General features: G+C 62.5%; 24 protein-coding genes and 1 pseudogene. 8 read left to right on the top strand and 17 right to left on the bottom strand.

From position 1 onward, the window contains the following. Positions 1 to 61: 61 nt before the first annotated feature. Entirely contained in the window at positions 62 to 949 is an 888-nt protein-coding gene (locus IFT47_RS19465; protein WP_192173503.1) for a helix-turn-helix transcriptional regulator, read from the top strand. Positions 950 to 1253: 304 nt separating this feature from the next. Here the strand turns inward: IFT47_RS19465 and IFT47_RS19460 are convergent, their stop codons facing one another. Continuing rightward, entirely contained in the window at positions 1254 to 1439 is a 186-nt protein-coding gene (locus IFT47_RS19460; RefSeq protein ID WP_192173504.1) for a DUF2986 domain-containing protein, read from the bottom strand. A 163-nt stretch (positions 1440 to 1602) separates the two neighbouring features. On the opposite strand from IFT47_RS19460, the gene IFT47_RS19455 reads away from it, so the two are divergent. Next, a complete protein-coding gene (locus IFT47_RS19455; protein WP_192173505.1) occupies positions 1603 to 2229 on the top strand; it encodes a pyridoxamine 5'-phosphate oxidase family protein in 627 nt (208 codons plus the stop codon). A gap of 108 nt (positions 2230 to 2337) precedes the next feature. Then, a complete protein-coding gene (locus IFT47_RS19450; RefSeq protein WP_192173506.1) occupies positions 2338 to 3246 on the top strand; it encodes a LysR substrate-binding domain-containing protein in 909 nt (302 codons plus the stop codon). Here IFT47_RS19450 and IFT47_RS19445 read toward each other — a convergent pair. The 12 genes and pseudogenes from IFT47_RS19445 to IFT47_RS27980 form a co-directional block, all read right to left on the bottom strand. Then, positions 3232 to 3978: a substrate-binding domain-containing protein gene (locus tag IFT47_RS19445; protein WP_244655981.1), complete on the bottom strand. Its 747-nt coding sequence runs from the start codon at positions 3976 to 3978 to the stop codon at positions 3232 to 3234. The genes IFT47_RS19450 and IFT47_RS19445 overlap by 15 nt on opposite strands. 41 nt (positions 3979 to 4019) lie before the next feature. Then, positions 4020 to 5318 (bottom strand): MFS transporter, encoded by a 1299-nt coding sequence (tcuC, locus tag IFT47_RS19440; protein WP_192173508.1) that lies wholly within the window; start codon positions 5316 to 5318, stop codon positions 4020 to 4022. 191 nt (positions 5319 to 5509) lie between these two features. Beyond that, positions 5510 to 6385, bottom strand: coding sequence for an EthD domain-containing protein (locus IFT47_RS19435; protein ID WP_192173509.1), 876 nt, complete (start codon positions 6383 to 6385; stop codon positions 5510 to 5512). A 94-nt stretch (positions 6386 to 6479) separates the two neighbouring features. Then, positions 6480 to 6719: a hypothetical protein gene (locus IFT47_RS19430; protein ID WP_192173510.1), complete on the bottom strand. Its 240-nt coding sequence runs from the start codon at positions 6717 to 6719 to the stop codon at positions 6480 to 6482. A 33-nt stretch (positions 6720 to 6752) separates the two neighbouring features. Further along, positions 6753 to 7547: an NYN domain-containing protein gene (locus IFT47_RS19425; protein ID WP_192173511.1), complete on the bottom strand. Its 795-nt coding sequence runs from the start codon at positions 7545 to 7547 to the stop codon at positions 6753 to 6755. Between the two features lie 118 nt (positions 7548 to 7665). Further along, complete coding sequence (locus IFT47_RS19420; protein WP_192173512.1) at positions 7666 to 8595, bottom strand: 2-hydroxyacid dehydrogenase; 930 nt, start codon at positions 8593 to 8595, stop codon at positions 7666 to 7668. Next, positions 8576 to 9940: an MFS transporter gene (locus IFT47_RS19415; protein WP_192173513.1), complete on the bottom strand. Its 1365-nt coding sequence runs from the start codon at positions 9938 to 9940 to the stop codon at positions 8576 to 8578. The genes IFT47_RS19420 and IFT47_RS19415 overlap by 20 nt, the downstream gene beginning before the upstream one ends. A 729-nt stretch (positions 9941 to 10669) precedes the next feature. Further along, a complete protein-coding gene (locus tag IFT47_RS19410; protein WP_192173514.1) occupies positions 10670 to 11119 on the bottom strand; it encodes a DCC1-like thiol-disulfide oxidoreductase family protein in 450 nt (149 codons plus the stop codon). Then, positions 11116 to 12111 (bottom strand): aldo/keto reductase, encoded by a 996-nt coding sequence (locus tag IFT47_RS19405; RefSeq protein WP_192173515.1) that lies wholly within the window; start codon positions 12109 to 12111, stop codon positions 11116 to 11118. Before IFT47_RS19405 ends, IFT47_RS19410 begins: the two co-directional genes overlap by 4 nt. Before the next feature lie 66 nt (positions 12112 to 12177). Further along, positions 12178 to 12882, bottom strand: coding sequence for a methyl-accepting chemotaxis protein (locus IFT47_RS28225; RefSeq protein WP_446731166.1), 705 nt, complete (start codon positions 12880 to 12882; stop codon positions 12178 to 12180). A gap of 201 nt (positions 12883 to 13083) precedes the next feature. Then, positions 13084 to 13284: pseudogene (locus IFT47_RS28220) on the bottom strand (methyl-accepting chemotaxis protein); the annotation flags it as partial. An 83-nt stretch (positions 13285 to 13367) separates the two neighbouring features. Continuing rightward, complete coding sequence (locus tag IFT47_RS27980) at positions 13368 to 13808, bottom strand: MCP four helix bundle domain-containing protein (protein ID WP_192173517.1); 441 nt, start codon at positions 13806 to 13808, stop codon at positions 13368 to 13370. A gap of 408 nt (positions 13809 to 14216) precedes the next feature. On the opposite strand from IFT47_RS27980, the gene IFT47_RS19390 reads away from it, so the two are divergent. The 5 genes from IFT47_RS19390 (at position 14217) to IFT47_RS19370 (ending at position 19244) form a co-directional block, all read left to right on the top strand. Further along, on the top strand, positions 14217 to 15128 hold the full coding sequence (locus IFT47_RS19390; RefSeq protein ID WP_192173518.1) for a LysR family transcriptional regulator: 912 nt from the start codon (positions 14217 to 14219) through the stop codon (positions 15126 to 15128). 106 nt (positions 15129 to 15234) lie between these two features. Continuing rightward, a complete protein-coding gene (locus IFT47_RS19385; RefSeq protein ID WP_192173519.1) occupies positions 15235 to 16428 on the top strand; it encodes a CaiB/BaiF CoA transferase family protein in 1194 nt (397 codons plus the stop codon). After that, entirely contained in the window at positions 16425 to 17363 is a 939-nt protein-coding gene (locus IFT47_RS19380; protein ID WP_192173520.1) for a hydroxymethylglutaryl-CoA lyase, read from the top strand. Before IFT47_RS19385 ends, IFT47_RS19380 begins: the two co-directional genes overlap by 4 nt. Positions 17364 to 17472: 109 nt before the next feature. Continuing rightward, positions 17473 to 18810, top strand: a complete 1338-nt coding sequence (locus tag IFT47_RS19375) for an MFS transporter (protein ID WP_192173521.1) — start codon at positions 17473 to 17475, stop codon at positions 18808 to 18810. Between the two features lie 53 nt (positions 18811 to 18863). After that, entirely contained in the window at positions 18864 to 19244 is a 381-nt protein-coding gene (locus IFT47_RS19370) for a VOC family protein (RefSeq protein ID WP_192173522.1), read from the top strand. Between the two features lie 91 nt (positions 19245 to 19335). Here IFT47_RS19370 and tssA read toward each other — a convergent pair whose 3' ends face one another. The 4 genes from tssA to tagF form a co-directional block, all read right to left on the bottom strand. Continuing rightward, the gene (gene tssA, locus IFT47_RS19365) at positions 19336 to 20436 is read right to left on the bottom strand and encodes a type VI secretion system protein TssA (protein ID WP_192173523.1); all 1101 of its coding nucleotides are present in this window, start codon (positions 20434 to 20436) and stop codon (positions 19336 to 19338) included. A 101-nt stretch (positions 20437 to 20537) separates the two neighbouring features. Next, positions 20538 to 21056: an Hcp family type VI secretion system effector gene (locus IFT47_RS19360; RefSeq protein ID WP_065988935.1), complete on the bottom strand. Its 519-nt coding sequence runs from the start codon at positions 21054 to 21056 to the stop codon at positions 20538 to 20540. 160 nt (positions 21057 to 21216) lie between these two features. Next, positions 21217 to 23712: a type VI secretion system membrane subunit TssM gene (gene tssM / locus IFT47_RS19355; protein WP_192173524.1), complete on the bottom strand. Its 2496-nt coding sequence runs from the start codon at positions 23710 to 23712 to the stop codon at positions 21217 to 21219. Further along, positions 23709 to 24635 (bottom strand): type VI secretion system-associated protein TagF, encoded by a 927-nt coding sequence (gene tagF / locus IFT47_RS19350; RefSeq protein ID WP_192173525.1) that lies wholly within the window; start codon positions 24633 to 24635, stop codon positions 23709 to 23711. The genes tssM and tagF overlap by 4 nt, the downstream gene beginning before the upstream one ends. Positions 24636 to 24674: the final 39 nt, after the last annotated feature.

Here is a 24674-nt window from a genome sequence, read left to right as displayed (position 1 = left end):
GTAACGTTTATCCGCTTAAAAGACGTGACGTTATCAGGGTATAAAAACCAACAGGATCATCATGGCCAACCCCTCTGTTCATTTGCTGGGCACGTATCTGAAGGATTGCCGTGCGCGCCTTGATCCGGCCAGTTTCGGCTTTGCCGGCCGGCGACGCACACCGGGTCTGCGCCGGGAAGAAGTCGCGCAGCGCGCCAATATCAGCGCGACCTGGTACACGTGGCTGGAGCAGGGGCGCGGCGGGGCACCGTCGGCACAGGTGCTGAACCGGATTGCGGAAAGTCTGCTGATGACCGAACCCGAGCGCGAGCACCTGTTCATGCTCGCTTTCGGCCATCCGCCGGAAGTGGTCTACAGCGCGCCCGACGGGGTGACGCCGCGACTGCAACGGGTCCTCGACACCCTCGCGTTCAGCCCGGCGTTCATCAAAACGGCGACGTGGGACGTGCTGGCCTGGAACACCGCAGCGGCGGCGGTCTTCACCGATTACAGCCTGCTGCCGGTGGGGCAACGTAATATCTTGCGGCTGATGTTCTGCAACCCGCGCGCCCAGGCCCGGCAGGCGGACTGGAATGCGGTGGCGCGCTTCATCGTCGCAGCGTTTCGGGCGGACGCGACCCGCGCCGGCGCGGCGTCCGAGGTCACCCGGCTGGCGGAAGAACTATGCACCCTGAGCCCGGAATTCGCGGTGCTGTGGGGAGACAACGACGTGCGGCTACAGGGCGAAGGCACCAAACGCCTGCGCCATGACCCCCATGGCATCATCGAGCTGGAATACTCGAACTTTGCGGTGGACGGGCGACTGGACCTGTCGATGATCGTCTACAACCCGGTCACCGCCGCCGACGCCGAACGTGTGCGGGCGGTGATCGAAGACCATTCCCGGCTGAAACCGGAGCTTTCTGTGGGGCTGGCTTTAGCCGGGAAGGCGTCGGTAGTCACGCTGTAAAATTGATGGCGTACGCGCTGGCCGCTTCCCGGCTGAAGCCGGTCCCACTGACACCGCGCGCGCCCTGTGGGACCGGCTTTAGCCGGGAAGGCGTCGGCAATCACACCGAAAAATTGATGGCGTACGCACTGGCCTCTTCCCGGCTGAAGCCGGTCCCACTGACACCGCGCGCGCCCTGTAGGACCGGCTTCAGCCGGGAAGGCGTCGGTAATCACACTGAAAAAATGATGGCGTACGCACTGGCCTCTTCCCGGCTGAAGCCGGTCTTATCAGGGGTTGGCGGCGCATCGCAAATGGAGGGTGTTCAAACCGCCTCGGAAGGGCTGACCGCGTCAGGGGTGGATTCGGTCGTGGATTCAGCAGTGGCCTCAGCCAGCTTCAACCGGTCGGCCTTGCTGACGTAGGTGTCTTTGTTCTTCGGCGCCAGTTTGGCACTCGCCTTTTTTGCGTTGGCTCTGAGGATCTGGTTAAGTTTCTTGCGACGGTTCATGCCTGGTTACCCGGTGTGCAGATGCTGGACGGTGAAAAGGCAGGCAGTGAATCAGATCGCCGCTCAATCTGCCACACGCGTCTGCCACTATTGCCCCAATCGGGGACAAGGCGTCAGTGCATACCGACCCTTTCCTTTAAAGAAGAAACCGCAGAGAACCACGATGGATCTTAAAGACAGCTCATACCTGACAACCGTAGAGGCACTGGAAGCGGTGTATGGCCCGATCGCGCCGCCGTCTCTGGTCAAAGAAGTTGACCACATTCACCCGGTGTACCGGCCGTTCATCGAAGCGGCGTCCTTCGTGATCCTCGCCTCGTCGGGCGCAGGCGGCCTGGATGCCTCGCCCCGGGGAGATCAGCCAGGCTTCGTGCATATCGAAGACAGCCAGACGCTGTATCTGCCAGACCGACGCGGCAACAACCGCATCGACACCCTGCGCAACATCGTCGAAGACCCGCGAGTCGCGCTGCTGTTTCTCGTACCGGGCGTGGGCGAAACCCTGCGCGTCAACGGCACGGCGCAGATCTCCATCGCGCCCGATCTGCTGGAGCGTTTTGCCGTGGACGGGAAGCCGCCGAAGTCGGTGCTGAAAATCACCGTCACCAGCGTGTATTTCCAGTGCAGCCGGGCGGTGATCAGGGCAGGGCTGTGGGATGCGTCCAAGCAGGTGCCGCGCAGCGCGCTGCCGACAGCGGGTCAGATTCTCAAGGCGGTTTCGCACGCAGCGATTGACGGCGACGCGTACGACAAGGCGCTGCCGGGCCGGATCGCCGACACGCTTTATTAGGCCAGTCGTTCCGTGCAAGGGGCAGCCGTGGGACTCGGCCGGGGATGGCTCGCCGACGCATTGCGCCTTACCATTGATGCCCGTCTACGATCAAAGCGACGACATGCCGTGAACATCAACTTCGACCTCAATGACCTCCAGGCTTTTCGTGCGGTGGTTGAAAAGCAGGGCTTTCGCCGGGCGGCCGAGTCCATCCGCATCACCCAGTCGGCGCTGAGCCGTCGCATCGAAAAGCTTGAGTCCGCCCTGGGGGTCAAGCTGTTTGAGCGGACCACGCGAAAGGTATCGTTGACCAACGTTGGGCGAGCGTTTCTGCCCCAGGTCGAACGTCTCCTGGATGACCTGGATCTGGCGCTGCTCAGCATCGGCGACGGTGGCGCCAACCGCAGGGGCACGCTGACCGTGGCCTGCGTACCGTCTGCGGCCTACTATTTCCTGCCCCATGCGATCCGCAGCTTTCACGGGCAATACCCGTTGATCAACATCAGGCTGATCGACGTCTCGGCCAACGAAGTCAGTGCAGCGGTGGCGTCAGGGGAAGCCGATTTCGGGGTGAGTTTCACCGGCAACCTGGCGCCGGAAATCGAGTTCAGTCCGCTGCTCGAAGAGCACTACGTGATTGCCTGCCGCCGCGACCATCCGCTGGCCGTCCTCGACACCGTCACCTGGGCTCAGGCGTGCGAACACGACTGCATCACGCTGGATAAATCTTCGGGCAATCGTCTGGTGCTGGATCGCGCGCTTTCAGGTTTTCAGCCGGGCAGGAACAGCGTCTGCGAAGCACGCCACGTGACGACGGTGCTTGGCCTGGTCGAGGCGGGGCTGGGCATTGCGGTGGTGCCGTCCATTGCGATGCCGATCTCTGCCCACCCGATCCTGGCCAAAGTGCGGCTGGTGGAGCCGGAGGTGATCAGGCAGATGGGCGTGCTGAAACGCCGCGGACGCACATTGACGCCCGCGGCACTGGAGCTGGAGCAGCGGATTCGCGCGCTGCCCGGGACGTTACCGCGGGACTGAGTCCAGGCCGGTCTCGCGAATGCTCGCCTGGGCGTCGGGGGATGACAAAAACTTCAGCAGCTCCTTCGCTTCAACGGGGTGATCGGCATTTTTCGGAATCCCGGCGGCATAGCGGGTCACCGATTGCACGTCTTCCGGAATCTTGCCGACGAAGGTCACGCCGGGGATCGGCAACAATTCGGCGACCTGCTGGAAGCCCAGCTGGTAGTCACCCTTGGCCACGACGGAGGCCACCGGAATGCGCTCGATCATCTTGCTTTTGGGTGCCAGCTGCGGCTGAACGCCGAGCTTCTTGAACAGCTCTTTCTCGATGTAGACGCCGCTTGCGCTGTCTGAATAGGCCACTGACTTGGCCGCCAGCAGGGTGTCTTTCAGCTCGGCATCGGTGCCGATGGCAGGTTTGTCGGCGCCGGCCTTCACTACCATGCCGATGCGCGAGTCCGCCAGTTCCACACGCGAGGCGGCGTCGACCTTGCCCTGCTTGATCAAATCATCCAGTGCGTAACCCACCATGATCACCACGTCGGCGTGCTCGCCGCGACTCAACCGGTTGGGGATGGCTTCCGCCGCTTTACCCATCGACGGGCCGAGCACCGTTTTCAGCGTGTTGCCGCTGTGCTCTGCGTATTGCGGCCCCAGGTGTTGATAGGCGGCAGTGAAGCCGCCCGAGGTCATGACGGTCAGCGCTTCGGCGTACGCAAGATTGCCGTAGGCGCAGCTGGTCAGCGCCATCACGCAGAGGGGTTTTAGTAAAGAGTTCATGACAGGGTCCTTCAAGCAGTGGCAAGTGACTGAGTGGCGAGACGTCGGTACAGCACCAGCGTCGCGGTAAAGGCGCACAGGGCGGCGAAGATCATCCAGTAGGCCGGCGCGGCCTTGTCCCCGGTCAGGTGAATGAGCCAGGTCGAGACAGCCGGCGTGAAGCCGCCGAAGATCGCTGTCGCCAGGCTGTAGGCGAGGGAGAAACCGGCCACGCGCACCTCGACGGGCATCATTTCCGTGAGCGCGGGAATCATCGCGCCGTTGTAAATGCCGTAGAGAAACGAGAACCACAGCAGCACTTCGAGCATGTGGGCAAAGGTCGGCGCCTGGGCCAGGAATGAAAGCGCGGGATAGGCCGTCAGCAGCGTCAGCAGCGACATCGCCAGCAGCAGCGGCTTGCGCCCCATGCGATCACTCAGCGCGCCGCCGATGGGCAGCCAGAAGAAGTTCGACACCCCCACCAGCAGCGTCACGATCAGCGCATCACTGGTACTGAGCTGCAGCACCGAGCGGCCGAAGGTCGGTGCGTAAACGGTGATCATGTAAAAGGCGGTGGTGGTCATCGCCACCATCAGCATCCCGAGGATGACAACACTGGCGTTGCCGAGGAGGGTTGCGAACACTTCCTTCATCGTCGGGCGGTGTTTGCGCGTGGTGAATTCTGCGGTTTCTTCAAGGCTGCGGCGCAGCAGGAAAATGAACGGGATGATCAGGCAGCCGACGGCAAACGGAATGCGCCAGCCCCATGCCGACAGCTCGGTCGGGGCAAGCCATTGATTGAGGCCGTAACCCAGGGCGGCGGCGACAACGATGGCCACTTGCTGACTGGCCGATTGCCAACTGGCGTAAAAACCTTTGCGCCCCGGCGTTGCCATTTCGGCGAGGTAGACGGACACGCCGCCCATCTCTGCACCTGCGGAGAATCCCTGCAGCAGCCGTCCGAGCAAGACCAGCGCCGGTGCCCACAGGCCGATCGTCGCGTAACCCGGCACCAGGACGATCAGCAAGGTGCCACTGGCCATGATTGCCAGGGTCACGATCAGACCGCGACGGCGGCCGACGTCGTCGATGTACGCCCCCAGCAGCACGGCGCCCAGCGGCCGCATCAAGAACCCTGCACCGAAGACAGCGAAGGTCATCATCAACGAGGCGAACTCGTTGCTGGCGGGAAAGAAAGCGGAGGCGATCTGGGTGGCGTAGAAGCCGAAGAGGAAGAAGTCGAACTGTTCAAGAAAGTTTCCGGAGGTGACCCGGAAGACCATTCCTGCCCTGGACTTCCCGGAGGAGGTCTGGCTTGGCGGTTGATGCATGTTGTTCTCCAGCGTTTTTTTTGAGTTTGTAAGCGCTTGTAACTGGAGATTCTGTGGCAATTTTCAGACGACGATAATCGTTATTTTTTCATCCTTTGATGCATAGATCGGATCAATTGCGAGGCCGTGGCGGGTGCTCACAGGCTGGAAAGGCGTCGGCAGCCGTGGTCTACGGCCGCCGACCGGAATTGTCAGCGGGACTGCGTGCCTTTGAGCATCAGCTCTTCAACATCCGGCTGAACCTGATTCACCGCGCCCAGGTATTCAATCAGCTCGGCTGCCCGACTGCCGCGCAAACCTGCGGTGGTCAGGGACTTGTCGCGCACGTAGGTGTAGAGCCCGGAGACAGCGAACGTCTTGAGCTGGGCGATGTGCTTCGATTGTTCAGGCAGGGTGTTCTGGAACACGTCGCTCTGGAAAAAACGCCGACGCGCCAGTGGCGACTTGAACGCGATTTCCAGCACAGCCAGTTCGGCGCGGGCCGGGTTGGCAAAGTGCGCGACATTGGGCGCAGGTGGGTGCTGGCCATCGTTCTCGAAGGGTTCGCAGAGGTGCAGGCAGACTTTCACCACTTCATCGGACGCTGCCAGCAGCGGTCCCAGATTCGATTTTAAGTATCCGTGCAGCTGCGCGAGGGTTTCCCGCGGGCTGAAGTGGATGTGAATGCGGTCGAAGGTGTCGGTGCCGTTGAACCGCTCATCCGACAGCGAATTGGTCAGCGTCAGCGAGCCTTGGGGCAAGGCGTAGGCCAGGGTTTCGTCGAACATGTTCTGCTCGTCCGAAAACAAAATCGGGCTGGCCTCCTGAAACTGCTTCTGGTCCGCAGCGGACTCGAAACCGATCTCCACCCCACCGTCCAGTTCGTAATCCTGAATCTCGCTGATGCCATCGGCGAGTGGCCAGAGGTGAGCATCCTGCTGCCGGGAAAAGTGGTGCTGGATGTACAAGCCCAAGCCCGGAAGCCGCGAGCACAGCGGGCCGTGGACGTCGCGCCAGTAATGGGCGAACACGTCATGGGGCACGCGCTCCCGTCGTTTGACGGTCGTGTAGCTGTTGATCTCGATCATGGGGCACCTGTCAGTCGGGAAATGTTCAGTCGTAGTGATCGGATGCAGGTGCCGCTGCAGGGTTCAACGTTTTTACCGGACGTCGTCGGCAGGCCTACTCGGAAGCGACCTGCGTGACGCGAATCTCCGTCAGCCCGAGCTGGCCGGCCTGTTCGATGATTTCATCCGGTTCGGCATCGGCGTTGGGCATGATCAGGCTGTTTTCGCTGTCGCCGAAATGCAGCTCAAGCAGGTGCATCGCGGCGTCGCTCGCTGACAGTTTCGGCTGATTCAGGTCGAAGCGATGATTGCGGGGTTCAGCGTTGAAGCGGTAGTCGACTGAATAGATGGGCATGCATGGCTCCATAGATGAGAAACGCTGGTCGGGTTACTTGCCGTTTTGTTTGTGCCTGACGTACATCACCGCCGTGCCACTGGACGCGGGTCTGGCTTGCAGCTCGAACGCCTGCGGGTAGCCCTTGATCAGGTCGCTGAGCTTTTTGTAGCCATGGGTGCGCGGGTCGAATTCCGGTCGCAGCTTGGTGATGTTGGTGCCGAGGGCGCCGAGCTGCACCCAGCCATCTTCGTCGGCGATGTCGTCGAGGATTTTTGCGATGAAGCTGATGGGCGCCTTGGGCCGTTTTGCCGTCTCGGTCGCTGCGGGTTTGGCCATTTCTGACTGCGCGGGAGCGTCGAGCGTTTGCTCTGCGCTGGCAGCGGCAATCACCTCTTCGCGGAGCAGTTCGATGTAGATGAATTTGTCGCAGGCCGCCACGAACGGTCGCGGCGTCTTCTCTTCTCCGAAGCCGATCACCGTCAGGCCTTCCTCGCGCAGTCGCGAGGCCAGGCGAGTGAAATCGCTGTCGCTGGAGACCAGGCAGAAGCCGTCGAAGCGGCGCGTGTAAAGCAGGTCCATGGCGTCGATGATCAGCGAGCTGTCGGTGGCGTTCTTGCCTTTGGTGTAGGCGAACTGCTGAATGGGCTGGATCGAGTGGTCGAGCAGGACCTTTTTCCAGCCGCCGAGCTGCGGCCCGGTCCAGTCGCCATAGATGCGCTTGACGCTGGCGACGCCGTATTTGGCGATTTCTTCGAACAGGCCTTCGACGATGGCGGCGGGGGCGTTGTCCGCATCGATCAGAACGGCGAGGTGTTTTTGAGCGTGGCTGGAGGGGTTCGTGGCCATGGATCTTCCTTGGCAGGGGAAAGCCACACCATACCTGCAAATCCTCATCGCAAACAGGCAACCCATTCTGTCTGCTGCGGCTCGGTTGTTCATTCATCGAGCCGCTGGCGACGTCGGACTAGTCCGGCACGGGCGTGGGCAAGTCTGTGCCGCTGTGCCAGGCGTGGAGGTTGGCCATGACCAGATCGGACATCGCCTGCCGGGTGTCCCACGTGGCGCTGGCCATGTGCGGCGTGAGCAGGACGTTGTCCAGATCAAGCAGCGCATCGGCGGGGTGGGGCTCGTTTTCGTAGACGTCCAGCGCCGCGCCGGCCAGACGGCTTTCGGCGAGGGCCCGGGCGAGGGCGTTTTCATCGACCACGCTGCCACGGCCGACGTTGATCAGGTAGCCCTTCGGTCCCAGCGCCTCCAGCACCTGCGCGTCCACCAGATGATGGGTGCTGGCGCCGCCACCGACGGCGACGACGAGAAAATCCACCGCCGCAGCCAGTTCAACCGCCGACGCGTAATAGGTGAACTCGACGTCCTGAGGCCGGCGCCCGGTGTAGGCGATCGACATGTCGAAGCCTTGAGCGCGACGGGCGATGGCAGCACCGATGCGGCCCAGACCAATGATGCCCAGTCGCGACCGGCTGACCTTGCGGCTGAAGGCGATGGGGCCATCTGCCCAGGCGCCCGAGCGGGTGAAACGGTCGGCCACCCGCAGGTTGCGCGCGATGCCCAGCATCAAGGCCATGGCGAAATCCGCCACGTCTTCGGTGAGCACATCGGGGGTGTGGGTGACGCGGATGCCACGTTCCCGCGCCGCCGCCACATCGACGCCGTCGTAGCCCACGCCGAACACGGCAATGACTTCCAGCGCAGGGAGGCTGTCGATCAACTGGCGGCTAACGGTGGATTCGCCATTGGCGACCATGGCGCGGATATCAGCGGTCGATTCGTCGACGCCGGTGCCGTCCTGATCGGCTTCCACCACTTCGTAGGTCGCGTTCAGCGCGTCATCGAGCATGGCCGGCAAGCGGGCAATTTTAAGGAGCCTTGGCTTCATCTAAACCTCTTGGGACAGGCGCCGCAGCGGGAGCAGTTGCGCGGGCGGTGACCGGTGCGGCACGGGGCGCGCGGGCCAGGAACAGTCCCAGCACACCGCCAGCGACCAAAGCTGCGGAGACCAGCAGCAGCGCGTAGTCGTAGCTTTGCGTGGCGTCCTTGATCCAGCCCATGACGGGCGGCAGGCCAAGGCCGGCGATGTTGGCGATAGAGTTGATCAGCGCGATGGACGCCGCAGCGGCAGCACCCGACAGGTATTCGGTGGTGGTCGCCCAGAACACCGGCGTGGCGGCCCAGTTCAGACCGACCGCCACCACCAGCAAGCCGTAGGCCAGCCACGGGTTGCTGGTCCACACTGCCAGCGCCAGCAGCACACCGGCCGCCATGAGCGGCAGCGCCAGGTGCCAGCCGCGCTCGCCCTTGCGGTCGGAATGGGTGCCGTTGAAATACATGAACACGCAGGCAAACAGGAAGGGCAGCGCGGACATGACGCTGACGGTGAACGATTCCTGGCCGGACACCGACTTGACGATCAGCGGCAGGAACAGCGTGATGCCGATGGTGCCGAACGCCTGCAACAGCCAGAACAGGCTCAACAGCCAGACCTGACGGCTGCGAAACGCGGTCTGCCAGGCGGCATGGTGGGAGATCGGCGAGCTCGCTTGCTCGGCAGCAATGGTCCGGCTCAGCCATTCCTTCTGATCGGCGTGCAGCCAGTGGGTGGTCTGCGGCGAATCCGGCAGGTAGCGCAACACAACGATCCCGAGGATCACCGCCGGCAGGCCTTCCAGCAGAAACAGCCAGCGCCAGCCGCTGACGCCGAAATACCCGTCCAGGTGCAGAAATGCGCCCGACAGCGGCAGGCCGATCACCGACGCCAGCGCGGCGCCGATGTAGAAGAACGACATGGCTTTGGCCCGATCGGTCTTCGGGTACCACTGCGACAGGTAGTAAATGATCCCCGGCGTAAAACCGGCCTCGGCGGCGCCCAGCAACAGGCGCATGCCGTACAGCTGATTGGCGCTCTGCACGAAGGCCATGCCCGCAGCGACGATGCCCCATGTGATCATGATCCGCGCAATCCAGCGCCGCGCGCCGACCCGCGTGAGGATGACGCTGCTCGGGACTTCAAGAAGGATGTACGTCAGAAAGAACAGCCCCACTCCGATGCCATACATGCGAGCGGTCAGGCCCAGCTCGGCATTCATCTGCAACGCGGCGACGGAGATGTTCGACTTGTCGATGTACGCGACCATGTACAGCAGCATCAGGAAGGGGATCAACTTGAGGTTGAGGCGCTTCATGGTGCTGACGTGCAGGCCCGAATCCATTAATGGCTGGGGCATGGGATTTCCTGTTGTTTTTATATAAGGAGCTGCGGGAAGCGAAGACGTCCCACCATAGACGACATATCCTGATACCTCAATATGTGATTATTCGTCCCATATAGTGGGATCTCTCGAGTTGAGGCTGATCCGAGATCTCGAGCCATGCTCTAAACGTGTTGGAGTCAGCTTGCTCACGAACGGGCCGGGACATTGGGCCACTTTCTCTGCGGACTGAAGATAGCTTTCGCGAGCAAGCTCGCTCCCACAAGATCGAGGAACGGCTTGAGATTTCGAGTGATGGGCAAGGCGTGTGGGAGTGCTCCCACGGGATCGCGGAACGGCTTGGGATTTCGAGTCATGCGCAGGACCTGTGGGAGTGAGCTTGCTCACGAAGGGGCCGGTACATTTGGCCACTTTCTCTGCGGACTGAAGATAGCTTTCGCGAGCAAGATCGCTCCCACAAGATCGCGGAACGGCTCGAGATTTCGAGTGATGGGCAAGGCGTGTGGGAGTGCTCCCACGGGATCGCGGAACGGCTTGAGATTTCGAGTCATGCGCAGGACCTGTGGGAGTGAGCTTGCTCACGAAGGGGCCGGTACATTTGGCCACTTTTTCTGCGAACTGAAGATGGCCTTCGCGAGCAAGCTCGCTCCCACAAGATCGCGGAACGGCTTGAGATTTCGGGCCATGCGCAGGACGTGTGGGAGTGAGCTTGCTCACGAAGACGGCATTTCAGCCGCTGAAGATTTAGCGGTGGTTGAGGGCGTTCTTGTTCAGGAAGCGGCCGGGATGATCCGCAGCAGGCAAGCGACATGCGTCATAACGGCCAAACAGCTTGTAGCGGTTCAGCGCGATTTTGTCGTACAGCCAGTCGCGCAAAACCCTCGGGAAAATCCGCGCCAGGAGCAGCCAGTGCCATCGGGCGGGCAGGTGGGCCAGGATCTTGAACATCGCGTCCGAACGCACATAAAAGCGGTCGTTTTCCACCAGCACGATGGTGTTGAAGTTGTCCTGGGGCAACCCGGCCCATTTCAGCAGCGCCTGACCCTCGGGCGACTGCACGGCCGCCAACGTCAGGCGGTGCTCGCGGTCCTGGCTGATGATGAAGGTCGCCCAGCCATTGCACAGCTTGCAGGTGCCGTCGAACAACACGACGGCCCGGCCGGTGGCAAGCCCGGAGTTACCGTTGGGCTTCACGCGAAACCCGTGACAGCATGGGGAACGTAAGGCGCTTCAAGGCGTTTCACTTCATCATCGCTGAGCACCAGTTCCAGCGCCGCGATCGCATCGTCCAGATGGTGCGGCTTGGAGGCACCGACAATCGGTGCCGACACGCCCCGCTGGGCCAGCACCCAGGCCAGCGCGACCTGCGCCATGGGCACGCCGCGCTCGCCGGCAATCTGCTCGACCACATCAATGACGCGGCCATCTTCGACTTCCGTCGCCTCGTAAAACGACTGGCCAGAGATGTCGGTTTTCGTGCGTTCGGTTTGCTGACCGTGGGGCCGGGTGAGCCTGCCACGGGCCATCGGGCTCCAGGGCATCAGGCCGACGCCCTGATCCAGGCACAGCGGAATCATTTCGCGCTGTTCTTCGCGGTACAGCAGATTGAGGTAGTTCTGCATGGACACGAAGCGGCTCCAGCCATGGGCTGTCGCGACCTGCTGAGCCTTGGCGAACTGCCAGGCGAACATCGACGACGCGCCGATGTAGCGCGCCTTGCCGGCCCGCACCACCTCGTTCAGCGCTTCCATGGTTTCTTCGATGGGGGTGTGATAATCCCAGCGATGAATCTGGTACAGGTCGACGTAATCGGTGCCGAGCCGCGTCAGGCTGGCGTCGATGTTGGCCATGATGGCTTTTCTCGACAGGCCCTGTTCGTTGGGTCGCTTGGAGCCTTCCCACATGTTGGCCGGAAAAAACACCTTGGTCGCGATGACGGTTTCTTCGCGACGGGTGAACTCCTTCAGCAGCTTGCCGACGATGACTTCCGAGGTGCCCGCCGAATAGCTGTTGGCCGTGTCGAAGAAGTTGATGCCTTGCTCGACGGCATGCTTGATGATCGGCCGGCTGGCGTTTTCATCCAGCGTCCACGGGTGCGTGCCGGCATCCGGGTCGCCAAACGTCATGCACCCCAGGCACAGCCTCGACACGTCCAGACCCGTGGAACCCAGCTTTACAAACTTCATGCTTTACCTCCGAAATCATCTGATGCCGCCATCAGGCGGCTCAATGTTGCGATTCCGCGGATGCCATTAAGTTCTGAATTGCATCACCAGACCGTTCAGGCCCACCGCCAGTTGCGACAGTTCATTGCTCGCCGCCGAGGTCTGATGGGCGCCGGCAGAGGTCTGCAGTGACAGGTCGCGGATGCTAGTCAGGTTGCGATCGACTTCCCGCGCGACCTGGGCCTGTTGTTCAGTGGCGGTGGCGATGCTGACGTTGCGCTCGTTGATCAACACGATGGCAGTTTTGATTTCGGCGAGGGCACGACCGGCGGCACCGGCCACGTCCAGGCTGACCCGGGCGCGCTCGCTGCTCTGGCCCATGGCCGTGACCGCCTTGTGTGTGCCGCCCTGAATCGAGTCGATCATCTTTTCGATCTCGGCGGTGGACTGCTGGGTGCGGTGGGCCAGTGCCCGCACTTCATCGGCCACCACCGCGAAACCACGTCCGGCTTCGCCTGCGCGGGCCGCTTCGATGGCCGCGTTGAGGGCGAGCAGATTGGTCTGATCGGCGATGCCGCGGATCACGTCCAGCACGCCGCTGATGTTCTGCACTTGGCCGGCCAGGCCATTGATCTCATCCGCTGTGCTGCCGACCGAGTCATGCAGCTCGTTGATCGCCGAGATGGTTTCGTTGACCCGCAGGCGGCCCTGTTCCGCCGAGTCGCTGGAATCCCGCGCCGCCGTTGAGGCCAGGGAAGCGTTGTGGGCGACTTCTTCCACCGCTGCGCTCATCTGATTGATGGCGGTGGCGGCCTGATTGATTTCGTCATTCTGACGCTGAACCCCGCGCAGGGATTCTTCGGTCACGGCGGTCATTTCTTCAGAAGTCGAGGCCAGCTGATTGGACGAATGGCCCAGCTCCGAGAGGGTGTGGCGCAGGTTCTGCTGCATCACCGACAGCGCTTGCAGCAGGCGGCCCGGCTCATCGGAACCGTCCACTTGAATCGGCTTGCTCAGGTCGTTGGCAGCGATGTTCTCCGCGACGGCCAGGGCCTTGGCGATGGGCGCGACCAGGCTGCGGGTAAACAGCGCAGCCAGGGCGAGGGTGGCAGCGAGGGCGATCACGATGGCGCCAATGATGACATCGCGGGACTGAGCGTAACTTTCATCTGCCGCGACATCCGAGTCCTGCATTTTCTGGTTGCCCAGGTCGGCGATGGTCGCGATGTCCTTAGCGAGGGCGTCGGCCGCGCGGGTCTGTTCCCCGGACGGCTCGGTCAGCGAAACGATGATGTCATCCCGTTTTGCGCCACGGCGTCGAGAAAGCGCGTGTGCACGGCGAGGTAGGCCTGCATGTCGCGCTCCATCTCGCGGTAGGCGTTCAGGCCACGCTCGGTGATCAGCAATGACCTCAGGCCCTGCACGTCTTTCTCCAGTTCGGCACGGCCCTGACTGACGCGCTTCATGGCGGCGTCGGTGCTGGCGGGGCTTTGTGCGGCGCGCAGGCTGGTGTTGCCGAGGCGGATGGTCAGCAGGTCATTTTTGATGTCGGCGATGGCGAGGAGGGTGGGCAGCACGTTGTCCTGCAGGGCGTCGCGGGCGTCTTTCAGCCTGGACGATTGCATCAGTGAGAACAGTCCGACGGCGGCGATCAATACGGCGAAAAAGCCGAAGCAGATCAGCGAGCGGGGAGCAATGTTGAGGCGTCTGAGGTTCATCTGGGGGCTGTCCGTAGAAAGAGGAATCCCCCTGTTATCGACCTGAATCGGTTCAGCTTGATGGCGGATTATCCTCTTTTTGGCAGAAATGCAGTGTCTGGGCCATCCTTTTGGATGGATTCGGTTGCCGTCGCAGGCTCGGACGGCAACCCCGTTATGTCAGCCTCGTGTCGGGAAGGCGTCATTTGTCTCGACGTAAATGGATGGCGCACACGCTGGCCTTCCCGGCTAAAGCCGGTCCCACTAGCACAGCGCGTATCGATAGTGGGACCGGCTTCAGCCGGGAAGGCGTCGGATGGCACGCCGCGAAATTGATGGTGCTCGCGCTGGCCGATTCCCGGCTGAAGCCAGTCCTACCAAGCAGCAGCGCGTGTATGCTTTCGGCCGCGCCCTGCTCGAGTACGTCCCATGCTCCATAAAAACCTCATCCGCCGACTCGACCTGATTACCCTCAAGCTCTTCGTGGCGGTGTACGAAGAAGGCACCCTGACCCGGGCGGCGGCGCGGGAGGCGATTGCGGTGTCGGCTGCGAGCAAGCGGCTGATGGAGCTGGAAGAAGTGCTCGGCATTGGCCTGTTCCTGCGCAATGCCAAGGGCATGCTGTTGACCGCAGCAGGCGAGACCATGCTGCACCATGCCCGGCGGATGCTCTCCGATCTGGAAAAAATGGGCCTTGAACTCGACGAGCACCTGCAGGGCATGCGCGGTTATGTGCGCATGCTGGCCAACCTCTCGGCCATCATTCAGTTCTTGCCGGAAGACCTGCACGCTTTCGTGGCCACTCATGAGTTGGTCAAAGTCGATCTCGAAGAGCGGCCCAGTAACGGCGTCGTGCAGGGCTTGGTCGACGGTGTCGCGGACATCGGCATCTGCTCTGAAGACACCGACACTCAGGGCCTTCACAGCGCACCGTATCGCCGCGACGAACTGGTCGTCGTGATGCGTGACGATCACCCGCTCGCCGGGCTGCAACAGGTGGCGTTCGAGGACACCCTCGGCAGTGACTACATCGGCTTGCACGCCGCCAGCTCCATCAACATGCGTACCCAGAACGCCGCTCGCGCCCACGGCAGGCCGCTGCGGGTGCGCATCCACGTGCCGGGTTTCGACGCCATGTGCCGGATGGTCCAGGCCGACATGGGCATCGGCGTACTGCCGCGCAAGGCGTTCGACCTGCTCGGTCCGTCGCTGGGCCTCAGGGCCGTAGGCTTGAGCGATGCATGGGCCCGGCGCACGCTGATTCTGGTGGTGCGCGACACCGCGGTGCTGTCGCCGGTCAGCCAGTTGCTGTTCGAGCATCTGCAGAGCCACGGAGGCTGAGCGTTCGCGTTTTGCGAACGGTCGTTGCCAACTGACGGTTGGATTTGCCGAACCCGGTTCCTCTAGTCTTGGCGACAAATTCCAAGAAAGACTCGAGGTAACCGCTATGACAGGCCCCCTTCAAGGCGTGCGCGTCATTGAAATCGGCACACTGATCGCTGCACCCTTTGCCGCCCGCCTGCTGGGCGAGTTCGGTGCCGAGGTGATCAAAATCGAATCCATGGGGCAGGGCGATCCGCTTCGTAAATGGCGAAAGCTGCACGAAGGCACCTCGCTGTGGTGGTACCTGCAGTCGCGCAACAAGAAATCCCTTTCGCTGAACCTCAAATCTCCCGAAGGCATCGACATCGTCAAGCGGCTGGCTGAAAGCGCGGACGTGCTGATCGAGAACCTGCGGCCCGGAGCCCTGGAAAAACTGGGTCTGGGTTGGGACGTGCTCCACGCGCTGAACCCCAAACTCACCCTCGTGCGCATTTCCGGCTACGGTCAGTCCGGTCCTTACCGCGACCGTCCCGGGTTTGGCGCCATTGGCGAAGCCATGGGTGGCATCCGCTACACCACCGGCACGCCGGGCTCGCCACCGGCGCGGGTCGGGGTCAGCCTGGGCGATTCGCTGGCGTCGATGCACGCGGTGATGGGCGCGCTGATGTCGCTGTTGCGGGTCAAGACCGGCCAGGGCGATGGTCAGGTGGTCGATGTGTCCCTGGCCGAAAGCGTGTTCAACGTCATGGAAAGCCTGGTGCCGGAATACGACATGCTTGGCCACGTCCGTGAGCGCAGTGGCGGCGCACTGCCGGGCATTGCGCCGTCCAACACTTACCCGACCGCCGATGGTGCCTACGTGGTCATCGCCGGCAACAGCGACCCGATCTTCAAGCGCCTGATGCAGACCATTGGCCGCGCCGATCTGGCCGAGGATCCCGAGTTCGCCCACAACGACGGCCGCGCCGCCCAGAGCGACATGCTCGACGGGGCGATCAGCGCGTGGTCGTCGGCCTTGCCCATCGACAACGTGCTCAAGGCGCTTGAGGCGGCCGAGGTGCCGGCGGGGCGGATCTACAACGTCGCGGACATCGTCGCCGATCCTCACTACCAGGCGCGCGGGATGATTCTCGACGCCGATCTGCCGGGCGGGGCCACGGTGAAGATGCCGGGCATCGTGCCGAAACTCTCGGAAACCCCAGGCTCGGTGAACTGGCAAGGCCCTGCGCTGGGGCAGCACACTGACAGTGTGCTCGGCGAGCTGGGCATGAGCGCCGATGACATTGCGCAGCTCAAGCACAGTGGGGTGGTGCAATGATCACCGACTTTTCCCAGCGCCTGATCGTGCAGGAAGTGTCGCCGCGCGACGGCTTGCAGATCGAGCCGACCTGGGTGGACACCGCTGACAAGATCGCCTTGATCGACCAACTTTCTCTCGCCGGTTTCAGCCGAATCGAAGCCGGTTCTTTTGTTTCTCCCAAAGCCATTCCGGCCTTGCGTGACGGGGATGAGGTGTTTCGCGGCATCCGGCGCCAGCCCGGTGTGATCTACGTCGCCCTGATTCCCAACCTGCGCGGTGCCCAGCGGGCCATCGAGGCGGGTGCCGATGAGCTGAATCTGGTGATGTCCGCCAGCCAGACCCACAACCGCGCGAACATGCGCATGGGTTGCGAGCAGTCCCTGGCGGGCTTCGCCGAGGTGGTCTCGCTGGCCTCGGGCACTGGGCTGAGCCTGAACGGCTCCATCGCCACCACGTTCGGTTGCCCGTTCGAGGGCCGCATCGATGAAGACCGTGTACTGCAGATCGTTGATGCCTATCTGGCGTTGGGCATGCACGGCATTTCCCTGGCCGACACCACCGGCATGGCCAACCCCCGTCAGGTGTTTGCGCTGGTGCAGCGCGTGCTGACCCGTGTCCCGGCATCGGCGCTGACGCTGCATTTTCACAACACCCGCGGCCTGGGGCTTAGCAATGTCCTCGCCGCTTACGAAGCGGGGGCGCGGCGCTTTGATGCCTCGCTGGGCGGTCTCGGTGGCTGCCCGTTTGCGCCGGGTGCATCGGGCAATATCTGCACCGAGGACTTGGTGAATATGTGCGATGAGATGGGCATCGAGACAGGCATTGACCTGGCGCATCTGCTCACGATGTCCCGCCGCTTACCGGAGCTGCTGGGCCATGAAATGCCGGGGCAGGTGGCCAAGGCAGGGCGCAACCGTGATCTTCACCCGGCGCCGGAAAATCTGCCCGGCTGACGCGGCGCCCGTCCCGGTTTTCCCCCACAAACGCGCGCACTTCGCTGCGTGCGCGTCCAGACAACAAAAACAATAGGGCTCTCTCAGAGAGTCCATCTGGAGTATTGCAATGACCGTCTCTGTTCTGACCCCGAACAGCAGCCTCGCCGAGGTTGTAAGCGCCGAAAAGGCACTGATCCGCAAGGTCGCCTGGCGTTTGATGCCGTTGATCATGGTCTGCTACCTGTTCGCGTTTTTTGATCGCATCAACATCAGTTTCGCCAAGTTTCAGCTGCAGACGGATCTGAGCCTGAGCGACACCGCGTACGGGCTGGGGGCGAGCCTGTTCGTCATCGGCTACGTGCTGTTCGAAGTGCCGAGCAACATCATGCTGTACAAGGTGGGCGCCCGGCGCTGGATTGCCCGCATCATGATGTCGTGGGGCGTTGCCACGGCGCTGATGGTCTTCGTCACCGCCGAATGGCAGTTCTATGTGCTGCGTTTCATCATCGGCGCCATGGAAGCGGGTTTCGCACCGGGCGTGCTGTTTTACCTGACGCTCTGGTTCCCGCAGACCTACCGGGGTCGCATTACGTCGATTCTATTCTTGGCGTCGGCCTTCGCCGGGTTGCTTGGCGCGCCGGTCTCGGGGCTGGTACTCGGTCATATGGACGGCGTGATGCAATTGCGTGGCTGGCACTGGCTGTTCCTCCTCGGTGGGCTGCCTTGCATTGCCCTCGGTTTCGCTGTGCTGAAGCTGCTCAAGGACCGTGTCGCGGATGCCCACTGGCTGACCGACGACGAGAAGACCTACCTCTCCAGCCGCATCGCCGAGCATGAGCCGAACAAGCAGGGCGGTTCGCTGCTGACCGCGCTGAAAATGCCGGGCTTCCTGATGCTCGGGCTGATTTATTTCCTGATTCAGGTGGCGTCCTACGGCCTTAACTTCTGGGCGCCGCAGCTGATTCGCAGCGCCGGCGTCGAAAGCCCTGTGATCATCGGGCTGCTCACGGCCATTCCGTATATCTTCGGCGCCGTCAGCATGATCGTTGTCGGACGTCTCTCGGATGCCAGCGGCGAACGCCGCAAATTCGTCTGCGGGCTGATGGTGCTTGGGGCCATCGGCTTCTTCAGCGCGGGATTTTTTGCCCAGCACACCAGCCTGCTGATCGTCTCCCTGGCCATGCTCGGTGGCGGGATCGTCGCCGCCATTCCGGCATTCTGGACCCTCCCGCCCAAGCTGTTGGCGGGCGCAGGTGCCGGCGCTGCGGGCGGTATCGCGCTGATCAACACCCTGGGGCAGTTTGGCGGCATCGTCAGCCCGGTGATGGTCGGCGGGATCAAAGACCTCACCGGCACCACGACGCCCGCGCTTTACGTCATCGGCGTGAGCAGCCTGATCGCGGCTGGCCTGTTAATGTGGGCATTGCCGCAGAAGCTGAGAACGCTGGACAAGAACGAACACTGAGGTCCGTCAGGACTGCCTGACGGTCGACCTCATTAGCCCACGGAGCGCACGCAATGATTGATCACCTCGACCATCTGGTCCTGACCACCATCGATGTTGAGGCCTGCAAGGATTTCTACGTCCGCGTCATGGGCATGCAGCTGGAAACCTTCGGCAGCGGCCGCCTGGCGTTTCGCTTTGGCAACCAGAAGATCAATGTTCACGAGCGCGGTCACGAGTTCGAACCCAAGGCTCACCTGCCGGTGCCCGGCGCGCTGGACCTGTGCTTCATCGCCAGCCAGCGCCTCGACGCGGTGATCGCGCACTTGCAGGCGCAGGCGTGGCCTATCGTGGAAGGGCCGGTCCAGCGCACCGGTGCCACAGGCCCGATTCGTTCGGTTTACGTGCGTGACCCCGATCTCAACCTGATCGAGATTTCCGAACTGATGGGCTGACAGCGCTGGTCGATCCCACAGATCTTCATCCACCTGTAACGGCGGCGGCGTCTTTTTTGATGAGCGTTCGGTTGCCCGTCAGGGTTTCGTGTCAGCCCTTCGGCTCTTTCGTCCCCAGTACATCACGAATGCTGTCGACCACGTTGCTGTCCTTGATCACGTCGTTGAGCCAGCCTTCCAGCGGCATGTTGCCCCATTTGATCGCGCGTTCGATCAGGTACGGCACCGGGCTCTGCGGCTCGGTCTGTTTGAAGAACTGGGCGACGCCGGCGAGCATGGTGAAGGCTTCGTCGCGGGTCAGCGGCGTGGTGCGCAGTGGCGCCGACGCGGTGTCTTTCACGGTGATGGTCATGGCAGGCCCCGCAGCAGGTTGATCGGCCGGTTCGGCGACAGGTTCGGCGGTCGGCTGGGCAGGCGCGGGATTGATTTCCACGCCACGGTCCTTGAGCAGTTTTTCAGCCAATTGCGCGGCGCGGGAGAGGATCTCGCTCAAACCGGCAAAGCTTGGCGCCTCAACACCGAACAGGCGATCGGCCGTGGCTTGCAACTGCCGGCAGGCCTGCAGGCTGTCGGTGATTTCCGATGCCTTGCGCAGAAAGTGCTCGGTGTCGGTCAGCACCACCGAACGCTGGAAGATTTCCGCGTTGATCTTGCCTTCGTCCAGTGCGACGCGCATCGCCTGCGGATTCTGCAGGGCCAGGTTTTCGATGTGCCGGGATTCGTCGTAGCGCAGCAGGCCGAACTGATCGCCCTGGGTGATCGGCAGCCCGCCGACCACATCGGCCAGGGTGGTTTTCAGCCAGGCCAGGCGTGCCGCGCGCTCTTCCAGGCCTTCGTCCAGCGCCGGGTACAGGTCATCCCAGAAGCGCTCAAGAATCCGCTCGGCCAGGGTCAGGCCGAAGGTGATGCCGAGAAAGTGGTATTTGTGCGCCAGGGCTTCACTGAGCCAGGCGACCAGCATCAGATCCTTGCTCTGCTGAGCAAGGCCTTGTGCAGCCAGGGTGATCGTCAAGTCCCAATCCGAGGATTTCAGATCGGTCTGCCAGTCACCCTGGGTCAGGTAATCAGGGTCCGCTCGACGAGCTTCCTTGACGTTGTCGAACAGCTTGGAAAAGCTCAGGTCTTCGCCGCTTCCTCCATTGATCGGCGCTGTCAGTTCGGTCAGTGAAAGGTCGTTGAGAAATTCAGACATGGTCAACTCGGGATAAGAAAAAAGAACACCGCGCCGATCCAGCCGACGCGGTGTTGAATACGGCCCGCTGCGCCAGGCAACGGACCGCTGTGACTACTCGATCAAGCGAAAACCTTGTTCGCAGTACGGTCCCAACCGCCAGTGACGTTACCGCCACCCTGGCCATCGGCACGGCTCTGCTGGGTGTACGTGGTCTTGATGCGAGCGAAGTTGAAGCTGATTTCTTCGATCGGCAGGTCGCTGACGGCTTTGTCTTCGCCATCCTGACTGCCACCGGCAACGGCCTTGACCGACGACACCACAACCTCTTCCAGGTTGATGGTCAGGTAGGTCAGCTTGTCGCCGCCCGCACGGTTGACGTTCAGCTGGATCTTGGCGATGTGAGTGCCTTTGCAGCACGCTTCGAACAACTTAGCAGACGCTTTGTCGACTGCTTTGCGGATGCTGAAATCGCTCAGTGCGACACGCTCGGAGGACGCACCGCCCGAAGAGCTGGCAGTCGCCGACGTCGCTTGGGTGGCGCCGTACTCGTAGCCGAGTACTTCGATCCAGTCCTTGTGCTTGTCATCCAGAACTTCGCCTGGAATGCCGTCGATCTGAATATATGCGTCAAATGCCATTTCTTGATTCTCCTTACTTACAGGTTGAGGCTAGCCGCCCAGCGGCCAGGTCACGCCCCTTGATTTGACCCCTCTGAAGCGTCAGAGGAATCGGTTGCCGCTGCCCGGGCCTTCATGCAACAGGGCCCTGGCGTCGGGTTCTTCAGATGCCTGCGCCCAATCAGTTGAGCGCACGCACCTCGATTTCTACGCGCCGGTTCGGCTCAAGGCACTGGATCAACTGCGCGCGCGGCTGCTGCATGTCGCACTTGACCAGCGGCTTCTCGCTGCCTTCGCCAATGGCTTCCACCAGCTCGGCGGGCACGCCCTTGCCGACCAGATACGTCTTGATGGTTTGGGCCCGCTGCCTGGACACCTGCAGGTTGCCCTGACGGTCGCCGAGCTGGTCGGCGTGACCGGCGATCACGATCTTGCCGATGTTCGGCGTGCTCAGCAGCTTGCCGGCGATGGCGCTCAGCTGGCTCTGGCCCTCGGTTTTCAGGCTCTGGAAATCGGCACGGCCGAAGGCGAACAGGGTGTCCGATTCCAGGGTGATGGTCTCGATGGAGCGCAGTGACTGCGAGAGCAGGCTGTTGATGTAATTGCGCGAACTGGAGGTCAGGAACGCGTTGTCGAGAATCCTCGGCACGTCCGGTTCGTGGATCTGGTCGCTGTAGAAATTGACCTGGCGACTGGCAAGCTCGTAGTCCGTGCCCGAGTTGGTCGCAGCGCCCGTCGCGCCGATGGTTTTGCCGGTCTGTTTGGCGATGGCCGGGTACCAATAGTCAGGAATATTCGCCTTGAGGAACGCCGGATCGGCTTTTTCCCGTTGTGACCGCGAGAGCTGAACGTAGGTCTCCAGGGTGGCCTTGCCAAAGTCGGCGATCGACTGCGCGCGGTTGTCGTTGGGCAGGGCGCGCGGCTCGACGCTGTCGACGCCGGTGACCGGCATCAGGTCTTTGGCGTTGCGCTGGTAGACCTTGATCGTGGTCAGCAGGTACAGCGAGCGGGTGAGGTTGTCGGCAGTCGGCTTGAGCATGACCGTTTCCAGCCGGTTGAAGTAACGCGCCCGCACCAGCGGCTCGACGTTGTAGCCCTGATAAAGGCCCAGACGCAGGCGCAGCGGCACGCCCTGATCATGGTGGCGGACGTAGTAATCGGCGGTCCGGACACGCAAGTGGTCAAGGGTTTGCCAATCGGTGTACTGCCCCGGCGTCGCGTTGTCCTGGGCTGCCGCAGCGGTCAGCTCGGAAGACAGCGTCTGGATCTCGGTCTTGTTGTTCCAGAACGACCAGCCCCACGCGCCGCACAGCAGCAGGGCAATAAGGCTGGCACCACCGACCCACGCGGCCTTGCGACGGCGTTCGCGAACGTTGCTGGTGTACAGCGCCACCAGATGCTGGTCGGGGATGATCACTTTGCGGAACAGGCTGTTGATGAACAGCGGCTGAGGCTGGGCCTGGCCGTGAGCGGTTGCATGTTCGGCTTCCAGAGAGAATCGCTCGCTGACCTGACGGGTGTGGCCCCCCAGTTCCGGCGCGTCGGCATCCAGTGCGCTGGTGAAGTAGAAGCCGCGCAACAGCTCGGCGTTCTGATACGGATTGGCGCGCAGCAGGGCGTCGACGAACAGTTGAAGGCGGGGCTTCAGCGCCGCGAGTTCCAGCGGGAAACGGTAGACCGCCGAGTCGCGACGGGTGATCTGGATGTCCTGCATCACCAATTGCTGGCTGGCCACTTCCTTCCAGTAGTTGACCAGCTCGTCCATGGCCACGCCGAAACGCTGGGCCCAGTCGGCTTTTTCATAGTCCTTGTGGGGGAAGGTCTTGCCCATCACTTCGCCACGGCCCACCTCGTCGAGCTGGCGATAAAACGGCGCGAAACCGGGGACCAGGTCGCACTTGGTGAAGACCAGATAAATCGGCAGGCGCACTTCCAGCAGCGAGTAGGTTTCCTGAATGCGCTCACGCAGGCGCTTGGCCAGACGTTCCTGGTCTTCCAGCGAGGCCTGCAGGATGTCGTGGATGCTCACCGTCACGATCAGCCCGTTGAGCGGGCGACGCTGGCGGTGCTGGCGCAGCAGTTGAAGGAAACCGCGCCATTTGCCCGCTTCTTCCTGATCGGTCATGTAGCGCCCGGCGGTGTCCAGCAGCACCGCTTCGGAGCTGAAGAACCAGTCGCAATTGCGGGTGCCGCCCAAGCCAGCGACGCGCACGCCTTCACGCTCGGCGTAGGGAAAATTCAGCCCGGATTGATAGAGCATGGTGCTCTTGCCGGCGGCTGGTTGACCGACCACCAGATACCACGGCAGGGCGTACAGCGCGTCTTTGGCACGGGTGCCGCGCGGGGTGTTGCTGCGCAGGCGATCGATGCTTTGCAGCAGGCGTTCGCGCAGCAGGCTGACCTCTTCGCGGTCCGCGGGGCTGGCGTTCAACACCGCCTGATCGGCGTCGTCGCGCAGCAGCCCTTCGAGGTTGTGCTGCCGCGAAGTGCTCCGGTAGAGATACAGCACGTAGCCAATCGAAAGCAGCAAAAACACGCCGATGCCGGTCAGCAGGCTGCCCAGGGAACTGAAGTCCAGCGCGCGGCCCAGCCCCCAGACGATGAAGATCGTCAGAAAGAAGCACACCCCCAAAATGTAGGGTTGGTAACGCAGCAGGTAATACTTGAGCTTGTTCATACAGACTTCACATCCAGCGCGTCGACAAAACGGTCGATGACGTCATAAAGGGGGCGTTCGGTGTCGGGAAACTGAGGCGGGCGGTGGTGTTCGTCGAATGCCGCGAAATCCGCCAGCACGTCGTAATGCTCCGGCCGTTCGGCCGGGTCGGTCAGGGCCGTGTACAGGCCGGTGTTGCTGCGCGACGGGAAGCACAGCAACTTGGGCCGCATGAAGTCATCGGCCAGCACGCTGACCTGGGGCGACACACGGCCGGTTTTCATCCGCGTCAGCCAGTCGACCCACAGATCCGCCGTCGGGTTCTTCAAGCCGCGTTCTGCCGGCAGCGGCAGGCTGATGCCCGGCGCCTGTGCCTGATTCAGCGGGCGGCGCAGCGCATGCAAGCGGGTCAGCACGGCATTGGTGACGAACTCCGGCCAAGAGTGACCCAGCGCCGTGGCGATGTCCCGCAGGTTGAAGTTGCGCAGGAATTTCTCGTGCACCTGGCGGAACAGGGCGAAATCCTGCCCCTGCAACGGGCGCAGGGCCTTGATCCGCTCGAACAGCACTGCCGATCGCTCGCCCTGGGCACCGAGGTGAAGCAGCGGCTTGATCTGCGCGCAGAACAATTCGCTCAGGGTGAACGGGTTGACCAGCGGCCCGCCATCCCCCGCCTTCACGGACTGGAAGATGAACAGCGGGTAACGGCGCTGGCTGGAATCCATCGAACTGACCAGCCCGCCCAACAACCAGTTGCCCGAGCGCGCGCGGTACGAGAAGAAGCACAGCGGCAGGCGATCGAATTGCGCCCGCCAGTCGTCACCCGCATGAATCGCCGCCAGGGACGCCTGCAGCCAGCCGTCGAACTCGCAGACGTCATCCGCCGCGCCGTGCAGGCTGACGAAGTCCGCGCTCGATGGCAGCTTGCCGAAGCAGCCGATCATCGACGGCGCTCCCGGCCGCTCACGCCGCAGCGTGCAAAG

The sequence above is a fragment of the Pseudomonas sp. CFBP 13711 genome, assembly GCF_014842265.1.
Taxonomy (GTDB): domain Bacteria; phylum Pseudomonadota; class Gammaproteobacteria; order Pseudomonadales; family Pseudomonadaceae; genus Aquipseudomonas.
The sequence above is the reverse complement of the archived record's forward strand: the minus strand, read 5'-3'. Positions and strand labels throughout refer to the sequence as shown.

Coding starts and splice junctions, on each gene's coding strand:
- IFT47_RS19460 (WP_192173504.1), bottom strand. CDS start 1,439: ATGAACCGTCGCAAGAAACTTAACCAGATCCTCAGAGCCAACGCAAAA.
- tcuC (WP_192173508.1), bottom strand. CDS start 5,318: ATGCATCAACCGCCAAGCCAGACCTCCTCCGGGAAGTCCAGGGCAGGA.
- IFT47_RS28225 (WP_446731166.1), bottom strand. CDS start 12,882: ATGAGCGCAGCGGTGGAAGAAGTCGCCCACAACGCTTCCCTGGCCTCA.
- IFT47_RS19420 (WP_192173512.1), bottom strand. CDS start 8,595: ATGAAGCCAAGGCTCCTTAAAATTGCCCGCTTGCCGGCCATGCTCGAT.
- tagF (WP_192173525.1), bottom strand. CDS start 24,635: ATGATCGGCTGCTTCGGCAAGCTGCCATCGAGCGCGGACTTCGTCAGC.
- IFT47_RS19380 (WP_192173520.1), top strand. CDS start 16,425: ATGATCACCGACTTTTCCCAGCGCCTGATCGTGCAGGAAGTGTCGCCG.
- IFT47_RS19445 (WP_244655981.1), bottom strand. CDS start 3,978: ATGGCGCTGACCAGCTGCGCCTACGGCAATCTTGCGTACGCCGAAGCG.
- tssA (WP_192173523.1), bottom strand. CDS start 20,436: ATGTCTGAATTTCTCAACGACCTTTCACTGACCGAACTGACAGCGCCG.
- IFT47_RS19385 (WP_192173519.1), top strand. CDS start 15,235: ATGACAGGCCCCCTTCAAGGCGTGCGCGTCATTGAAATCGGCACACTG.
- IFT47_RS19375 (WP_192173521.1), top strand. CDS start 17,473: ATGACCGTCTCTGTTCTGACCCCGAACAGCAGCCTCGCCGAGGTTGTA.
- IFT47_RS19465 (WP_192173503.1), top strand. CDS start 62: ATGGCCAACCCCTCTGTTCATTTGCTGGGCACGTATCTGAAGGATTGC.
- IFT47_RS19425 (WP_192173511.1), bottom strand. CDS start 7,547: ATGGCCACGAACCCCTCCAGCCACGCTCAAAAACACCTCGCCGTTCTG.
- tssM (WP_192173524.1), bottom strand. CDS start 23,712: ATGAACAAGCTCAAGTATTACCTGCTGCGTTACCAACCCTACATTTTG.
- IFT47_RS19415 (WP_192173513.1), bottom strand. CDS start 9,940: ATGCCCCAGCCATTAATGGATTCGGGCCTGCACGTCAGCACCATGAAG.
- IFT47_RS19435 (WP_192173509.1), bottom strand. CDS start 6,385: ATGATCGAGATCAACAGCTACACGACCGTCAAACGACGGGAGCGCGTG.
- IFT47_RS19455 (WP_192173505.1), top strand. CDS start 1,603: ATGGATCTTAAAGACAGCTCATACCTGACAACCGTAGAGGCACTGGAA.
- IFT47_RS19360 (WP_065988935.1), bottom strand. CDS start 21,056: ATGGCATTTGACGCATATATTCAGATCGACGGCATTCCAGGCGAAGTT.
- IFT47_RS27980 (WP_192173517.1), bottom strand. CDS start 13,808: ATGAACCTCAGACGCCTCAACATTGCTCCCCGCTCGCTGATCTGCTTC.
- IFT47_RS19390 (WP_192173518.1), top strand. CDS start 14,217: ATGCTCCATAAAAACCTCATCCGCCGACTCGACCTGATTACCCTCAAG.
- IFT47_RS19370 (WP_192173522.1), top strand. CDS start 18,864: ATGATTGATCACCTCGACCATCTGGTCCTGACCACCATCGATGTTGAG.
- IFT47_RS19430 (WP_192173510.1), bottom strand. CDS start 6,719: ATGCCCATCTATTCAGTCGACTACCGCTTCAACGCTGAACCCCGCAAT.
- IFT47_RS19405 (WP_192173515.1), bottom strand. CDS start 12,111: ATGAAGTTTGTAAAGCTGGGTTCCACGGGTCTGGACGTGTCGAGGCTG.